Origin of the sequence: Bradyrhizobium betae, from assembly GCF_004123905.1 — a bacterium.
Taxonomy (GTDB): domain Bacteria; phylum Pseudomonadota; class Alphaproteobacteria; order Rhizobiales; family Xanthobacteraceae; genus Bradyrhizobium; species Bradyrhizobium betae_A.
Genome location: NZ_MZXW01000016.1, coordinates 477,920 through 494,298, shown reverse-complemented (window position 1 = coordinate 494,298; position 16,379 = coordinate 477,920). Strand labels below are relative to the sequence as shown.

The following is a 16,379-nucleotide window of genomic DNA, read 5'->3' as shown; positions in this document are numbered from 1 at the left end:
CCAATTGTTGTTCTTCAAAGAGCGTTGTTCTTGAAGGGCCGGATATCTTCAAAGTGGCGTCATTGCGGTTGTAACAAAGCTTGCCGCAGGCGGATAGTGTGCGGCGCACATCACGACGAAAGGATAAGGCATGCCGGTCAAGGTCGAAGCTCTCGATCATCTCGTGATCAACGTCGCCGACGTCGCTGTGACCACCGAGTGGTACCGCAAGATTCTCGGCATGGAAGTCAAGGTGTTCGACCCCGGCGGCGGCAAAGCGCCGCGGACTTCTCTTCAATTCGGTAACCAGAAGATCAACGTCCGGCCGCGCGATGCCGACAAGGTCGAGTGGTTCACCGCCGATCACCAGACCGCCGGCAGCGAGGATCTGTGCTTCCTGACCTCCGCCGCGCCCGACGAGGTGGTGGCGCATTTGAAGGCACATGGTGTCGCGATCGAGGAAGGCCCGGTTCCCAAGCAGGGCGCCCGTGGCACGCTGCGCTCGGTCTATTGCCGGGATCCGGACGGGAGCCTGATCGAGATTTCGTCGTACGCGGACGGCGGGCGGTAGGGCCACGCGGCCCACCCCAAACACCGTCATTGCGACCGTAGCGAAGCAATCCAGACGGCCGCCGCGGTGACAGTCTGGATTGCTTCGTCGCAATGACGGCGGAGAGACCGCGCCCCCGATTTGCGCCCCGCGCCGTCCGATGGCAGGAAGACGCAATCATTAAAAAGCAGCCGCCATCAAGATGCAGGCTGCACGGGAGGAGCCATGCCACTTCAACAGACTACAGCCGGAATCGTGGGTCCGTTCGACGGGCTCGACGTGCCCTGGCTCCTGAGGATGCGGGCCGAGGTGCGCAGCTCACATCCGTTCCTGATCTGGGCGCCGTTCGACGCGCCGGCGCGGCGCTGGAGCTATGGCGAATTTCACGAGCGGGTCGGCGCGCTCGCGGCGGGGCTGGTTAAGCGCGGCGTCAAGCCCGGCGAATATGTGCTCATCCATCTCGACAATTGCATCGAGGCGCTTCTGGCCTGGTTTGCCTGCGTCGAGCTGGGGGCCATCGCGGTCACCACCAACACCCGTTCGGCGCCGGCGGAGATCGCGTATTTTGCCGATCATTGCGGCGCCGTCGCTGCGATCACACAGCCGGCCTATGCGGAGATCGTCGCGCAGAACTGCCGCAACATTCGCTGGATGGCGGCGACGTCGCATGATGCCGGTGCGGCGCCCGCGCAGGCAGTCTCACGCGGCGACAGCTTTGAGGCGCTGTTCGCCAACAGTGCTGATCGTCCCAAGCGCGCGGCCGATCCGCTGGCGCCATGCAGCGTGCAGTATACGTCGGGCACGACGTCGCGGCCGAAGGCTGTGTTGTGGACCCACGCCAACGCATTGTGGGGCGCCAAGATCAACGCCGCGCATGAGAACCTGCATGCCAGCGACGTGCACCAAGCCTATCTGCCGCTGTTCCACACCAATGCGCTGGCCTATTCCATGCTGGCGACGCTGTGGGTCGGCGCGACGTGCGTGATCCAGCCGCGTTTCTCGGCAAGCAGGTTCTGGGGCGTCGCGCGCGAGCACGGCTCGACCTGGACCTCGACCATTCCGTTCTGCATGAAGGCGCTGCTCGAGCAGGAGATCCCCGGGGATCACAAATTCCGCCTGTGGGGTACCGCCATCAACGAGCCGCCGGCCTTCGCCGCCCTCGGCGTCAAGATGATCGGCTGGTGGGGCATGACCGAGACCATCACCCACGGCATCATCGGCGAGGTCGATCAGCCCAATATCCCGATGTCGATCGGCCGCGCCGCGCCGGAATATCAGATCCGCATCACCGACGATGATGGGCGGCCGACCGAAATCGGCGACACCGGCAATCTCGCGATCAAGGGCATCCCCGGCCTGTCGCTGTTCGCCGAATATCTGCACAACGAGACGGCGACGCGCGAAAGCTTTGACGCGCACGGCTTCTTTCTCACCGGCGACCGCGTCGAGCGCCTGACAAACGGCTTCATCAAGTTCGGCGATCGCGCCAAGGACATGCTGAAGGTCGGCGGCGAGAACGTCGCGGCGTCCGAGATCGAGCAGGTGATCGCGCTCGTCCCCGGTGTGCGCGAAGCGGCGGTGGTCGCCAAGAAGCATCCGATGCTGGACGAGGTGCCGGTCGTCTTCATCATCCCGCATGGCGGCGTCGCGGGCGCCGCGCCGGATCTGCAGGACAGCGTGATGGCCGCCTGCCGCAAGGGCCTCGCCGACTTCAAGGTGCCGCGCGAGATCCGGCTCGTCGACGACATGCCGCGCTCGACGCTGGAGAAGGTGGCGAAGGCTGAACTGCGGAAGTTGGTGGGGTAGCGGCGCCGGATCAGAATGATCCCAGCGCCACCGGGCGGAACGCCTGCAACAGCTGCTGATCGAGTTTGCTGCCCATCCCTTCCATCATCGTGAAGGCGCGCGCGTGGGTGAAGGGCATCCGGTAGGCGCGCTTCTCAACCAGAGCGGCGTAGATGTCGACGATGGTCGTAACCCGCACGATGTCGCTGATCTGGTTCGACGACAGGCCGTTGGGATAGCCGCTGCCGTCGAGGAATTCGTGATGATGCAGGACGACGTCGAGCATCTCCGGCGGGAAGCCGCCCTGGGCTGCGAGCGCATCATAACCGCGGCGCGGATGCTGGCGGACTTCGGCCATCTCCTCGTCGGTGAGCTTGCCGGGCTTGTCGAGCAGCACGGAGGGAACGAAGGCCTTGCCGACGTCGTGCAGCAGCGCAGCGCGAGTCAGGCGGCGCTGGTCGTCCTCGCGCATGCCCAGGTGCTGCGCGAAGGAGACGGCAAAGCCGGTGACGAACAGGCAGTGACGATAGCTGCCGACATGGTGGCAGCCGACCGTCGTCAGCCATTCGCGCAGCGAGGAGTGCTTGATCGCCTTCAAGATCTTGCTCTCGGCGGCGATGACGTCGTCGAAGGTCAAGGGCACGCCGAGCGGCAGCTTCTCGAACATCTTCTTCAGCACCGCATGCGCCGCCTCGACGCCGCGGTTGAGCGTCTTGCCGCGATCGGTCGCGTCATAGGTCGCGGTATCCGGGAAGGCAGCGCGGATGCGCTGCAGGATGTCCTCGGGCTGGAGCGGCCGCGAGATCGTGTCGGTGGCGCCCAGCGCCCAAGCCTGCATGGTGCCGTGGTGAAGCGCATCGGCCAGCACGAACAGCCGCGGCATCGTGCGATAGGCATCGCCGCGCAGCTTGTTGCGCACCCGCTGCACGCTCTCGGGCGAGCGCAGATTGATGTCGACGACGAGACCGGAGAGATCGCGCGAGGGCTGCTCGGGAATCTCCTGCGTCGTCACCGTCGCGACGTCGCCGACCGCCTTCAAGATGCTGGCGAGCTCGGTGCTCTCGTCGCTCCGGTCGGAGGCGAGCAGAAGCCGGCGTTTTGCGGCGGATTTGGCTGGCGCGTTCATGGCTTCCCCAAAAGCACGGGACGGGATTTGGCGTCAGCCTAAGCCGGATCAGGTTCTCCGGCCCTTAAGAGGCGTGCTCAATGGAAGCTTTGGGAAATGCATGCAATTTTACGGAATTCGGGTTCCGTGGGGGGGGAACCGCCAAACGTTGAAAACAACCCCATGCACAGTAGAGAGGGCATTGATAACAAAGGGAATTTTAGAGCCCCACCCACCCCTGTCGTCGCCCGGCTTGACCGGGCGACCCAGTACTCAGAGACGGCGCGGCTGGCGCCGAGCGGGCGCGGCGTACTGGATGCCCCGCTTTCGCGGGGCATGACACCGAATATGGAGATACGGATCGCTCCCAAAACAAATCCGCCGGAAGTTTCCCTCCGGCGGATTGTCTCAAACAGGCTTCAAAAGCCCTACGCCTTCATGCTCGCCTTCACGGCCTCTGCCGTGATCGGCAGCGCCCTCACACGCGCGCCACTGGCGTTGAAGATGGCGTTGCCGATGGCGGGGGCGATCACCGTCACCGCGGGCTCGCCGACGCCGGTGGCCTTTTCGCCATTGGCGATCACGGCGATTGCGACCTCGGGCACCTGGCTCATGCGCAAGGGCGTGTAGCTGTCGAAATTGGTCTGCTCGATGCCACCGTCCTTCAACGTCGCCTTTTCGTACATCGCCAGCGACAAGCCCCACAGCGCCGCGCCCTCGACCTGGGCGCGGATGTTGTCGGGATGCACCTGCGTGCCGACATCAGTTGCGACCGTGAGCTTCTTTACGGTCACCTCGCCCGAGGGCGCGACGGCAACGTGCGCGACGCACGCGGTCCAGCTTGCGGTCGCACGTTCCTGCGACGAGACGCAGGCGACGCCCATGCCCTCGCCTTTCGGCAGCTTCTTGGTGCCGTAGCCGGCAAGGCCCATCGCGGCGAGCAGCGTGTTGCGCAGCCGCTGCGCGCCGCCGTCGTTCTTGCCGGCGCCATCGAGCAGCGAGATGCGGTATTGCGCCGGATCCTTGCCGGTCGCAGCCGCGATCTCGTCGATCATGCTCTCGACCGCCCAGAACGTCCAACCCGGCGCCACTGAACGAAGCTGACCCGACGGGGTGGCGTTGTGCGCCATCTCGTTCTTGATCGCCCGCACATAATGGTTGGGCACGGTGTAGAAGAAGTCCGCCCCGTTCACCGTGAACGAATCCAGCGGACCCTTCTTGTCGACCGAGGGCGTGAGGAAGTCAGGAATTCCCCAGCGCTGGGTCGGCCAGGCCGAGACCACGTCGTGACTGAGCGCTGTGAGCTTGCCGTCGCCATCCACGCCGGCTTTCACTTTCTGGTAGGTGAGCGGACGCGAGAAATCCATCGTCATGTCGTTCTCGCGCGTATAGATCACCTTCACCGGCTTGCCGATCGCCTTCGCCGCCTGCACGGCGGGGATCATCATGTCGGCATCGAGCCTGCGGCCAAAGCCGCCGCCGAGCCACATCTGGTGCATCACCACGAATTTCGGATCGATCCCGGCAGCACCGGCCGCAATCGCGCCGGAGCGCGTCGCAAACTGGTTGCCGGAATAGATGTGCAGGATGTCGCCCTTGAACTCCGCAGTGGCGTTCATCGGCTCCATCGGCGCGTGGATGTTGATGCTGGTGGTGTACTCCGCCTCCAGCACCTTCGCCGCCGTGCCGAGGGCTGCCGCGGGATCGCCGTCCTTGACGAAGAACTGGCCGGAATCCTCGAGCTTCTGAAGCCGCCTGGCTTCGTCGAGCAGCGACTCGCTCGAGACCTTCGCGTTCGGACCGCCGTCATAGGCGATCTTCAATGCCGCTGCCGCCTTCTTGGCGTTCGCGTAGGTGCTGGCGACCGCGACGACCCAGCCGGACGTCGTCTGGGTCTTGTCGTCGAGGGTGACGGCCTTGATGAAGCCCGGCACCTTCTTCGCAGCGGAGTCGTCGACCGATTTCACCGTGGCGCCGAAGCGCACCGGCGGCGTCACCACCGCGCCATAGGCCATGCCGGGCAGCATCACGTCGATGCCGTATTTGGCTGTGCCGTTGGTCTTGGACGGAATGTCGAGCTGCGGCACTGACACACCGATCAGGGTGTATTGATCCGGCGTCTTCAGCTTGATTGCCTTGAGCTCATCAGGCGTGAAGGTTTTGGTTGCCTTGCCGCTCTTGACCACGTCGGCGAACGACATCTGCTTCTTCGACTTCGGATGCGAGATCATGGAATCGCGCACCACGAGTTCGCCGGCTGGAACGCCCATCGCGGCGGCCGCGCCTTCCGTCAACGCCATGCGACCCGCAGCACCCGCGCGGCTCATGGCATCAAAATTCATCATGGTCGACCAGCTTCCGCCGGTGATCTGCGCACCCAGCACGGGGTCGTTGAATTTTGGATCATTGGAGGCGAGCGCAACACGCATGTCGCTCCACTTTGCGCCCAGCTCCTCGGCCACGATCTGCGCCATGGTGGAGGCGATGTGCTGGCCCATGTCGGCCTTGCCGCAAGTCACGGTGACCAGACCATCGGGCGCGATCGCGTACCAGACGCTCGGCTCGAAATTCGAGGGCGCGGCGAGCGCCTCACCGATGCCGGGGACGCCGGCATAGCCGAGCACGAGGCCGGTCGCGGCAGTGCCGACGAGGAAGGAGCGGCGGCTGAGATCTGATGTCTCGGGGGTAATGGCCTTCACGTGCCGGTTCATGTGGGCCTCCGTTCGCTGGAGGTGGCGGACGCGGTGCGCATCTCGGTGGCGGCACGCATGATCGCCTTCTGGATCCGCGAATAGGTCATGCAGCGGCAGAGATTGCCGTCCATATGCGCCACGACCTCGTCCTTGGTCGGGTTGGGATTCTTCACGAGCAGCGAGGCCGCCTGCATGATCTGCCCGGACTGGCAGTAGCCGCATTGCGGAACCTGCTCGGCGATCCACGCCTTCTGCAAGGGATGATCACCCTTGGGGGCGAGGCCTTCGATGGTGGTGATCTTCTTGCCGGCGACGTCGCCGACCATGGTCTGGCACGAGCGCACGGCTTCGCCGTTGACGTGCACGGTGCAGGCACCGCACAGGCCGGCGCCGCAGCCGAATTTTGTGCCGGTCATCTGCAATTGTTCGCGGATAGCCCAAAGGAGCGGCGTGTCGTTTGCCGCATCCACGGGCATGCTCCGCCCGTTGATGGTGAGCGTTGGCATAGGCGTCTTCCCCTGCCGGTGCATGAAACCGCTTACGGCGGCAACACTTGAATGGCGGACGCCCACCGGGCCGGCGCCCACCTTGCTCGCGAGAATGATCGTGTTCGCAAGCCATGGCAAATGCAATTTGGAATCGATCGAAACTATCGCGGCGGCTCAGTGTTGTGCGTTGCGACAACAGCGTTGATGCAGCGACTGAACGCAACAGACAGTGCGCCAAGCATGCATGCCATCGCGTTCGCGGCGGTTTCCTTCGAGTAACCCTGCGGGCTAGGATGGCTGTGGGAACAAGAACAACAGGGGTGGGAGACATGCCGAAGATCGATCGGGACGGCGTCGGGATCTACTACGAAGTTCACGGCAACGGTCCGGCGCTGCTGCTCACCCACGGCTACTCCTCGACGTCGGCGATGTGGCACGGCCAGGTCGATGCGCTCGCGAAGGACCACACGCTGATCCTGTGGGACATGCGCGGCCATGGTCAGTCCGATTACCCCGATGATCCCAAGGCCTATAGCGAAGCGCTGACGGTCGGCGACATCGCGGCGATCCTCGATGCGATCGGCACTGAGAGCGCGATCATCGGGGGGCTCTCGCTCGGCGGCTACATGTCGCTCGCGTTCTATCGCACCTATCCGCACCGCGCCCGCGCGTTGCTGATCATCGACACCGGCCCCGGTTTCAAGAAGGACGACGCGCGCGAGGCCTGGAACGCCCGGGCGCTCGGCACTGCCGATAAGCTGAATCAAGAAGGGCTGGCGATGCTGACGTCGGCGACGCGCGAGCGCGCCACGGCCAGCCATCGCAACGCCAAGGGGCTGGCGCTTGCGGCGCGCGGCATGCTGACCCAGCGCGATGCGCGCGTGATCGAGCTGCTGCCCGACATCAAGGTGCCCTGCCTCATCGTGGTCGGCGCCGACGACACGCCGTTCCTGGCGGCGTCCGACTACATGGCGGCAAAGATCCCCGGCGCACAAAAGGTCGTGATCCCCGCCGCCGGACACGCCGTCAACATCGATCAGCCCAAGGCTTTTGTTGACGCGGTCGAGCCTTTCCTGAAGAACTTGCCGGGATAAGACGGCCAAGCAGGAACACAGGCAATGAAGCGGGCGATGTTGGCTGCGGGCGCAGTGTTGCTCTCGATGTCTGCGCAAGCAGAACCGTTCGGCGGCACGCGGCAGCCTTTCGTCACGACCTTATCGAACAACACGCCGCTCGCCTTCGGCATGGATGCCGAACAGACCGCGCGCGCGCTGGGGCAGAAGCTGCAATATGTGCGGGGGCGCCCCGGCAACGAGATCTATCTCGCCTTGCGTAACCTCGGCGGCAGCGGGTTGATCCCCTACCGCCACCGCCTGTTCCTGCAATTCCGTCACGGCCGGCTGGCGGGATGGAAGGAAGACTACGGCGAGAACTGGATGTGGGAGTGACGGTCGACCCTCATCCCGAGGAGAAAGATTAAAATTCGTAGTCAAAAAGAAGGACAACCCGCGTGGGACAAGACATCAAACTGACGGCTTCCGACAATTTCCAGCTCGGCGCCTATCGCGCTGATCCCGCGGGCAGCCCGAAGGGCGCAGTGGTGGTGATCCAAGAGATCTTTGGGGTCAATCATCACATCCGTTCGGTCTGCGACCGCCTCGCGGGGGAAGGCTATGTCGCGATCGCGCCGTCGATCTTCGACCGGACGTCGCCGAACTTTCAGTCGGGCTACACACCCGACGACATCGCCGAAGCGCGAAAATTCGTCGCGAGCCCGGACTGGGAGGCGATGCTGCGCGACACGCAAGCGGCGATCGATGCGGTCAAGAGCATCGGCCCGGTCGGCATCATCGGCTTCTGTCTCGGCGGCAGCATCGCGTATGTCGCGGCGACGCGGCTGTCGGGTCTCAAGGCCGCGATCGGCTATTACGGCGGCGCCGTCGTGCGCTTTGCGGACGAGACACCGAAGGTGCCGACGCAACTGCATTTCGGCGAGAAGGATACCGGCATTCCCCTCACCGACGTCGAGACCGTCAAGGCGAAGCGGCCGGACGTCCAGGTCTTCATCTATCCGGGCGCGCAGCACGGTTTTCATTGCGACGAGCGGCCGAGCTACGACAAGGCGAGCTCCGACATCGCCTGGCCGCGCAGCCTGGCGTTTTTCGCGACGCATTTGAAGTAGGCGCGAGAGCAGAAATCGGGTGGCCGCATCCTGCCACCCGGCGATAGAGCTGGCTGAACTTGCCAACTCACGCCGGGAGATCGTCATGCAGCAGGCCAATACGAACATCGTCATCCGCAATCCGTTCGGCACCATGGACGTTCCCGGGCCTGATGACGCTGAGGTCATGGACTATGCCGCAGCCGCCGCGCTCGCCGGCGATGCGGCTGACGTCAATGCGGCGGCGTGGGCCTCCATTCCTGCCTCCTCGGATCCACTCGAAGGCGTCTGGGCGAGCCGCTGGAATGGCGGTGCCGATCCGACGATCGCCGGCGATACGGCGGAGGCATGGAAAGTGGGGTGCGCGGAGGTGCGGGTCGCAGGCGCGCGCATCTATCTGCGTTTCGACTGGGACCATGGCCGCCGCCACGGGCTGATCGATGCAGCGCGCGAGGGCGCACGCCTGGTCGGGAAGTATATCAACCTGACCAACCCGGCGATCATGCGGCCATGGGTCGGGCTCGTGGTCGATGCCAGCAGGATCGACGGATGTTTTCCGAACGGGCGGCTCGACTTCAGGCGGTGAGCTAGAACCAGCGTTCGCCGACGAACACGGTGTCGCCCGGCGCTAGCGGCGTGCCGAGCGGGACGATGGCGCGCATGGCGCCGCCGGCTTCGGTGTGCGTGACGGTGACGACGTCGCGCTTGGCACGGGGCGAGAAGCCGCCGGCAATCGCAACGGCGCTCTCGACCGTCATGTTCGGCACATAAGGATATTGGCCGGGCGCGGAGACTTCGCCGAGAATGAAGAACGGGCGATAGGAATCGATCTCGACCGCAACCGAGGGCTCGCGGATATAGCCGTTGCGCAGGCGCGCGGCGATTTCGCCGGCAAGGCCCGCCGTGGTGCGGCCGCGCGCGGGCACCGCGCCGATCAGCGGCATGGTGATGGAGCCGCCGGCGTCGATGGCGTAGCTGTTGGTGAGACCCTCCTGGCCGTAGACCACGACGCGCAGCTTGTCGCCGGCGTCGAGATGGTAGGAGGCGTCATAGCGCACCGGCCCCGCCATCGGCGCGGCATAGCCGACCGGCATGGGCGCGGGCGAGGAGGCAAAGGAATTGCTGAGCGCGGCGATGGCGCCACCGCCGCTGTTGGCAACGACGACCGGTTGCGGCGCGCCATAGGGCTGGCCATAGGCCATGGAGTCGAGATCGGGACGCGGCTGCACATACGCGACGGGGCCGGCGGTCTGCATGCAGCCGCCAAGGCTCAGCGCGGCGGACGCTGCCAGGGCCACTGCCGAGATCGACCATCGAAACGCGCGTGCAACCGGCACCGGACCTATCCCTCGAAACGAGACAGCTCCAGTGATGCACCGGTTATGGTTAATAAAGCGTTGAGGGGGACGCGGCGAGCGCAATAGCAAGCGTGCCCGCGCGGGCATCGCCACACCGTCATGCCCGGGCTTATCCCGGGCATCCACATTCTTGATGCCGCACGAAGATCGTGGATGGCCGGGACGTAGGCGAGCGAAGCGACGCCGTCCTACAGACGGCTACGCCCGGCCATGACGACGAGTTCGTCGTTAGATCAAGCGCTCACACCGACGCCGATCGGGCAGGACACGCCGGTGCCGCCGAGGCCGCAATAGCCGGCGGGGTTCTTCGCCAGATATTGCTGATGGTAGTCCTCGGCGAAATAGAATTCGCCGGCGGGCGCGATCTCGGTGGTGATGGCACCGAGGCCTTTTGCAGCAAGCGCCTTCTGATAGAGCGCCCTGGACGCGTCGGCGGCTTTCTTCTGCGCATCTGAATAGGTGTAGATCGCGCTTCGGTACTGCGTGCCGACGTCGTTGCCCTGACGCATGCCCTGCGTCGGGTTGTGGCTCTCCCAGAACGTCTTCAGGAGCTTCTCGTAAGAGATCTTCTTCGGGTCGAACACGACCAGCACCACTTCGGTGTGGCCGGTGCGACCCGAGCAGGTCTCTTCATAGGTCGGGTTCGGCGTGTGGCCGCCGGCATAGCCGACGGCTGTGGCATAGATGCCGTCGCCGAGCTCCCAGAATTTTCGCTCGGCGCCCCAGAAACAGCCCAAGCCGAACACGGCCTGCTCGAGGCCTGCCGGATAAGGCGGCTGCAATTTTGCGCCGTTGACGAAATGAGTGCTCGCGGTCGGGATGGCTTGCGCACGGCCGGGCAGCGCTTCAGCTGCGCTCGGCAATGCGGTGGTCTTGCGCATGAACAGCATGACGGATCTCCGGGACGAGCTGTCCGTCGCTCGAGCCAAAGCGCTCGGGCGGCGTGCTCGCGATCAGTGGGGAATATAGGCATATACGCAGGAAGCAGCAGCCCCGTTACACGGCCGCTGCTGCTGTGCCTAGTCCCGGTGGGAATTGAAGATCAATCCCGGCGGGAATTGAAGATCAATCCCGGGAATAGCCGATCAGCGGCTTGCGCGGCCGGAACAGGATCATCAGCAGGATGCCCAAAATGCCGAGGACGGCGAAAACCGGCTGGTCCAGCACGAGGCGGATCACCGAGGTCCAGAGCCAGGGCGCCTTGGCCTCGACCCAGGTCCGGAACGCCGTCTGGCTGGTCTGATTGATGTCGTTCCAGAACTGGCCGAACCGGGTGAACTTCAGGGTCTGGTCGGCCACCCAGCGGGCGCCGTCATAGACCATGAAGATGAACCCGCCGGCCAGCAGCAACAGCCCAATCAGTCGGAAAAAGCCGCGGATCATGCCTCACCTTATATGGATCATCCGATCGGACGACCATCGGAACACCGCCAGCCAATAGCCGGGAGGCGGCAGAAATTCAACCTCTTCAGGGCGTTACGGCACCTCTTGAAGCGTCCGAGGGCCTGTTTTCCAGCCCCGGAAAGCGTTGACGGTGCCGCAGACCCTCTCTATAAGGGCGCCAACTGGCGGTGGGCGCAATCCTGCCGCCGCTGTTCTTTGAGCGGTTGCAGGCTCCTTGGGCTTATTGGCTCGTCGATGCCTCGCGTTCCGGGAACAGCCTAGCAACCGAACACCCTAAATCCGAGCGTCGATTCAGCGGTCCAGCAGCCGGCGCTACCCGACCAAGACGCGACCGGTACCGCAAAGGATATTGAGACCATGGCCAATACCACCTCCGCCAAGAAAGCGACGCGCAAGATCGCCCGCCGCACTGCCGTCAACAAGTCGCGCCGCACCCAGATGCGCGGTGCCGTCCGCACCGTCGAGGAAGCCATCGCGACCGGCGACCGCGCCGCCGCGCTGAAGGCGATGGCATCTGCCGAGCCCGCTTTGATGCAGGCCGCGCAGCGCAACATCGTTCACAAGAACAACGCCAGCCGCAAAGTCTCGCGCCTCACCGCGCAGATCGCCAAGCTCGCCAAGTAAGCTCTCCGAGTAAGCTCGCGAAGCAAGTGCGCCGAGTCATCCGATCGGTTGATCCGATCGACGTCGCGCTCGTCAATCAGCCCGGCCCGCGCCGGGCTTTTTGCTGCCCGTCATAATCACGCAAGCATCACGCGTCGGCCAATCTTCGATTGGAAGATTTGCGTCGCCCGCACCATGATGCGTTCCGTAGTTCTCCTTGCGGATGATCTTGCAACAGCGGACACATTCACCGCGCTGCGAAAAACCCCTGCGGCACGGGCTCAAGTTGAATTTGTGCGCCTGCGAGTTTTACACACCGTAGTTCCCCGGAACACGTCTCGCGGTGGAGCTACCCTGTGAAACGGGACTCAAAAAACGATGTCTCGCTAACAACTTATCGACATAGCGTCGACAAGCATTTGGAAAAATCGCTCGCGCGTCGTGTGCGTGACGCTTTTGTAAAAAATTTTTGGCGGCGGCGGAGAATTGTCACATGACACGCCGCGTTTTCGAATCTGCGCACGAATCCAAACTCTTGCTCGCAAGCCTGTGCACAACTCCCGCGCGGCGTTAACGCTGGTCAAGTTTTTAGTCGCCTCAAGTGTGAATCAATTTCGTTGCGAGTCTTTCGGCATAGTGTATTCCTTAAGTCGTCAGCGGCGCCCACGATCTTGAGACCAGCGCGGTATCGGAAACGGGGTGAGCGTGCAAATCGGCGGCGGTGTGCACGTAGGCGACGCCTTACCAAGCGATTGGCGGTTCGAAACCCATAGCAATATGGGGACGGTAGCTCTTTGTCTGAATGTCTCCAAGCGGGATTTCCAGGTCTCGCTCGCGCCAACCAAGCGCATACGAGAGACATCTTGAGCTACTCCGACACGCAGGATGGCGAAGCCGAGCGGACGACTAGTACAGACGGGCAGACATCCGCGGCTGAAGCGTTTCAGAGGCGGTTGTTTTTCACGCAGGACCTTGTCGTGAGCGATCACGGCAGGACGGGGAGGGTATCATGTCCTACGGATTCAACGCGGTATTGATTCAAGTTCCATCGCTCAACGATGCCGTTTCCGATCCGTCCTGCGTTCAGCCTCCCATCTGTGAGGGCGCGTCGAGTACGCGCTGACCTCGCGAACTCTCCATCCCAGACATCGCTGATCTGACCAGCGGCGCATCCGCCGAACGGTCGAGCCATGTCTGAAGATGGACTCGCTTGAGGTCGCGCCATCCGGGGATTCCGGCAGGAACCCTGCATGGCGTTAACAACGCAACCTTACCTCTCAAGAAAAGTTTTCAAATGATGACGACATCGGAACAGGATCGCTGGTCACGCGTGAAGAGCCGGCTGCGCTCGAACGTTGGCGAAGACGTCTATACGAGCTGGTTTGCGCGCATGGATCTGGAAGGCGTGCAGGAGGAGAGCGTGCGGCTCTCGGTACCGACGCGCTTCCTGAAGAGCTGGATCCAGGCCCATTATGCCGAGCGCGTGCTGTCGTGCTGGCAGGCCGAGATGCCCGAAGTGCATCGTATCGATCTCACTGTTCGCTCCGCGGTGCGCCCCGTGGTGCAGCCGAAGGAAGCACCGGCACCGGTCGAGGCGCGTCGTGCGCCCGCACCCGAGTTGCGCTCGACGGCGACCGCGCCGGTCTCGGCCAATCACGATGCGCTCGGCGGCTCGCCGCTCGATCCGCGCCTGACCTTTGCAAGCTTCGTTGTCGGCCGCTCCAACACGCTGGCGCATGCCGCCGCGCGTCAGGTCGCCGAAGGGCGCCGCGGCGACCCCGTGATGTTCAACCCGCTCTACATTCATGCCGGCGTTGGCCTCGGCAAGACGCATCTCTTGCAGGCGGTGACCTGGGCCGGCAATTCCGGCAACGAACGCAAGGTGCTGTATCTCACGGCCGAAAAATTCATGTACGGCTTCGTCGCCGCGCTGAAAACGCAGACGGCCCTCGCCTTCAAGGAAGCGCTGCGCGGCATCGACGTGCTCGTCATCGACGATCTCCAGTTCCTGCAGGGCAAGTCGACGCAGGCCGAGTTCTGTCACACGCTGAACGCGCTGATCGATGCCGGCCGCCAGGTCGTGATCGCGGCCGACCGTCCGCCGTCCGATCTCGAAAGCCTCGATGATCGCGTCCGCTCGCGTCTGGCCGGCGGCCTCGTGGTCGAGATGGGCTCGCTCGGCGAAGAGCTGCGCCACGGCATTCTCAAGTCGCGCGTTGCGGCCGCCCGCGCCCATCATGCGACGTTCGAGGTGCCCGAGGAGGTGCTGACCTATCTGGCCCGCGCCATTACCCATAACGGCCGGGATCTCGAAGGCGCGATCAATCGTCTGCTCGCGCACTCGAAACTCAACAACCGGCCGGTGACGCTGGAAATGGCCGAGCACGAGGTGCGCGACCTGATCCGGCCGCAGGAGCCGAAGCGGATCAAGATCGAGGACATCCAGCGCGTGGTGGCACGGCAGTATAATGTCAGCCGCTCCGACCTGCTGTCCTCGCGCCGCACCGCCAACGTGGTCCGTCCGCGCCAGGTGGCGATGTACCTCGCCAAGACGCTGACCCTGCGCTCGCTGCCGGAAATCGGCCGCCGCTTCGGTGGCCGCGACCACACCACGGTGCTGCATGCCGTGCGCAAGATCGAGGCACTGGTGTCCAAGGACACGGCCTTGTCCGAGGAAGTGGAGTCGCTGAAGCGCCAGCTTCAGGAATAAACGCCTAAGCTGCTCCCGCCATTCTCCCGCCGCCCCGGCCACACCCGGGCGGCGGCTTTCGTTTGTCCGGGCGACGGCCTGCGTTTTGGGCTGTAAATCGTGGGGAACTGCCGCCAATCCCTTGAATCCGGGGGCCATCCGAGCCACCTTGCACGACCCTGACGGCTTTGGTCATATCGGCTGGATGATCCGGCTTTTCGGGGTCTTCGGTGCCGTGGCGCGCTTTTCGGCCGTCCGGCTTTTCCAACGTTATGTTTCCTTGGGATCGGGCGAGTAGTGCAATGAAGGTTACGGTCGAACGCGCGCAACTCCTGAAGTCGCTGGGCCATGTCCACCGCGTGGTCGAACGCCGCAACACGATTCCAATCCTCGGCAACGTGCTGGTCCGCGCCGAGAATGCGAAATTGTCGCTGAAGGCGACCGACCTCGACCTCGAGGTGACGGAAACGCTCCCGGCCGAAACCGCAACCGCGGGTTCCACCACCGTTCCCGCGCACATGTTCTACGACATCGTGCGCAAGCTGCCTGACGGCTCGCAGATCGTGCTGGAAGCCGACGGCGACCGCGCCGTGCTGGCGATCCGCGCCGGCCGCTCGCGCTTCACGCTGCAGACCCTGCCGGAGAACGACTTTCCGGATCTGGCCGCCGGCGACATGTCGCACTCGTTCAATCTCGCCGCCAAGGACGTCAAGCGGCTGATCGACCGCACCCAGTTCGCGATCTCGACCGAGGAGACGCGCTATTACCTCAACGGCATCTATCTGCACGCTGCCGGCACCGCCCAGGCCGCTACCTTACGCGGCGTCGCCACCGACGGCCATCGCCTCGCCCAGCTCGACCTGGTCCAGCCCAAGGGCGCCAACGGCATGCCCGGTGTGATCGTGCCGCGGAAAACGGTCGGCGAGGTGCAGCGCCTGATCGAGGACACTGAGGCCGAGATGACGATCGAGCTGTCGCAGGCCAAGATCCGCTTCACCATCGGCAATGTGGTGCTGACCTCCAAACTGATCGACGGCACCTTCCCCGACTACGGCCGCGTCATCCCGCAAGGCAACGACAAGGAGCTCGTCGTCGACAAGAAGGATTTTGAGAACGCGGTCGACCGCGTCTCGACGATTTCGAGCGAGCGCGGCCGCGCGGTGAAGCTCTCGCTGTCACCGGGCAAGCTGGTGCTGTCGGTGACCAATCCGGATTCAGGTAGCGCGACCGAAGAGCTTGAGGTCGAATACGCCTCCGACGCCCTCGATATCGGCTTCAACTCCCGCTATCTGCTCGACATCGCCGCCCAGATCGAAGGCGACGTCGCAACCCTGAGGCTCGCCGATCCGGGCTCGCCGACCCTGGTGCAGGACAAGGACGACAAGAGCGCGCTGTACGTGCTGATGCCGATGCGGGTGTGAGGGCTACCGGCCTCTCCACGTATTGACTACATGCGTCATGGCCGGGCGTAGCCGTCTGTAGGACGGCGTCGCTTCGCTCGCCTATGTCCCGGCCATCCACGTCTTCGGAGCCAAGAACGTGGATGCCCGGCACAAGGCCGGGC

Annotated in this window: 15 protein-coding genes; 9 read left to right on the top strand and 6 right to left on the bottom strand. The window is 64.1% G+C overall.

Translation table 11 applies throughout. The annotated features are described in order from the left end of the window. Positions 1 to 130 precede the first annotated feature (130 nt). Together B5V03_RS12520 and B5V03_RS12515 are read left to right on the top strand one after the other, a co-directional pair. Positions 131 to 550, top strand: a complete 420-nt coding sequence (locus tag B5V03_RS12520; protein ID WP_129270554.1) for a VOC family protein — start codon at positions 131 to 133, stop codon at positions 548 to 550. 204 nt (positions 551 to 754) lie between these two features. Further along, entirely contained in the window at positions 755 to 2,335 is a 1,581-nt protein-coding gene (locus tag B5V03_RS12515) for an AMP-binding protein (RefSeq protein WP_129270551.1), read from the top strand. Positions 2,336 to 2,345: 10 nt separating this feature from the next. On the opposite strand, the gene B5V03_RS12510 is transcribed toward B5V03_RS12515, so the two are convergent. The 3 genes from B5V03_RS12510 to B5V03_RS12495 all read right to left on the bottom strand — a co-directional run bounded on the left by B5V03_RS12510 (position 2,346) and on the right by B5V03_RS12495 (position 6,618). Next, positions 2,346 to 3,440 carry an HD-GYP domain-containing protein gene (locus tag B5V03_RS12510; protein WP_129270549.1) on the bottom strand — a complete coding sequence of 365 codons (1,095 nt, stop codon included), beginning with the start codon at positions 3,438 to 3,440 and terminating at the stop codon, positions 2,346 to 2,348. Between the two features lie 407 nt (positions 3,441 to 3,847). After that, on the bottom strand, positions 3,848 to 6,130 hold the full coding sequence (locus B5V03_RS12500; RefSeq protein ID WP_129270547.1) for a xanthine dehydrogenase family protein molybdopterin-binding subunit: 2,283 nt from the start codon (positions 6,128 to 6,130) through the stop codon (positions 3,848 to 3,850). After that, positions 6,127 to 6,618 carry a (2Fe-2S)-binding protein gene (locus B5V03_RS12495; protein ID WP_129270545.1) on the bottom strand — a complete coding sequence of 164 codons (492 nt, stop codon included), beginning with the start codon at positions 6,616 to 6,618 and terminating at the stop codon, positions 6,127 to 6,129. The genes B5V03_RS12500 and B5V03_RS12495 overlap by 4 nt, the downstream gene beginning before the upstream one ends. A gap of 311 nt (positions 6,619 to 6,929) precedes the next feature. Here B5V03_RS12495 and B5V03_RS12490 point away from each other — a divergent pair, with 311 nt between their 5' ends. The 4 genes from B5V03_RS12490 (at position 6,930) to B5V03_RS12475 (ending at position 9,347) form a co-directional block, all read left to right on the top strand. Next, complete coding sequence (locus tag B5V03_RS12490) at positions 6,930 to 7,694, top strand: alpha/beta fold hydrolase (RefSeq protein ID WP_129270543.1); 765 nt, start codon at positions 6,930 to 6,932, stop codon at positions 7,692 to 7,694. A 24-nt stretch (positions 7,695 to 7,718) separates the two neighbouring features. Continuing rightward, the gene (locus tag B5V03_RS12485) at positions 7,719 to 8,048 is read left to right on the top strand and encodes a hypothetical protein (RefSeq protein ID WP_129270541.1); all 330 of its coding nucleotides are present in this window, start codon (positions 7,719 to 7,721) and stop codon (positions 8,046 to 8,048) included. A 62-nt stretch (positions 8,049 to 8,110) separates the two neighbouring features. Beyond that, positions 8,111 to 8,782 (top strand): dienelactone hydrolase family protein, encoded by a 672-nt coding sequence (locus B5V03_RS12480; protein WP_129270539.1) that lies wholly within the window; start codon positions 8,111 to 8,113, stop codon positions 8,780 to 8,782. Positions 8,783 to 8,867: 85 nt separating this feature from the next. Next, complete coding sequence (locus B5V03_RS12475; RefSeq protein ID WP_129270537.1) at positions 8,868 to 9,347, top strand: hypothetical protein; 480 nt, start codon at positions 8,868 to 8,870, stop codon at positions 9,345 to 9,347. Position 9,348: 1 nt separating this feature from the next. Here B5V03_RS12475 and B5V03_RS12470 read toward each other — a convergent pair whose 3' ends face one another. From B5V03_RS12470 to B5V03_RS12460, 3 genes are all read right to left on the bottom strand, one after another. Further along, the gene (locus tag B5V03_RS12470; protein ID WP_129270535.1) at positions 9,349 to 10,098 is read right to left on the bottom strand and encodes a polysaccharide biosynthesis/export family protein; all 750 of its coding nucleotides are present in this window, start codon (positions 10,096 to 10,098) and stop codon (positions 9,349 to 9,351) included. A 254-nt stretch (positions 10,099 to 10,352) separates the two neighbouring features. After that, complete coding sequence (msrA, locus tag B5V03_RS12465; protein WP_129270533.1) at positions 10,353 to 11,009, bottom strand: peptide-methionine (S)-S-oxide reductase MsrA; 657 nt, start codon at positions 11,007 to 11,009, stop codon at positions 10,353 to 10,355. A 175-nt stretch (positions 11,010 to 11,184) separates the two neighbouring features. Beyond that, positions 11,185 to 11,502: a hypothetical protein gene (locus B5V03_RS12460; RefSeq protein WP_129270531.1), complete on the bottom strand. Its 318-nt coding sequence runs from the start codon at positions 11,500 to 11,502 to the stop codon at positions 11,185 to 11,187. 378 nt (positions 11,503 to 11,880) lie between these two features. Here B5V03_RS12460 and rpsT point away from each other — a divergent pair, with 378 nt between their 5' ends. The 3 genes from rpsT (at position 11,881) to dnaN (ending at position 16,236) form a co-directional block, all read left to right on the top strand. Beyond that, a complete protein-coding gene (gene rpsT, locus B5V03_RS12455) occupies positions 11,881 to 12,147 on the top strand; it encodes a 30S ribosomal protein S20 (RefSeq protein WP_028151115.1) in 267 nt (88 codons plus the stop codon). A gap of 1,276 nt (positions 12,148 to 13,423) precedes the next feature. After that, on the top strand, positions 13,424 to 14,836 hold the full coding sequence (gene dnaA, locus B5V03_RS12445) for a chromosomal replication initiator protein DnaA (RefSeq protein WP_129271193.1): 1,413 nt from the start codon (positions 13,424 to 13,426) through the stop codon (positions 14,834 to 14,836). Positions 14,837 to 15,117: 281 nt separating this feature from the next. Further along, a complete protein-coding gene (gene dnaN / locus B5V03_RS12440; protein ID WP_129270529.1) occupies positions 15,118 to 16,236 on the top strand; it encodes a DNA polymerase III subunit beta in 1,119 nt (372 codons plus the stop codon). Positions 16,237 to 16,379 lie beyond the last annotated feature (143 nt).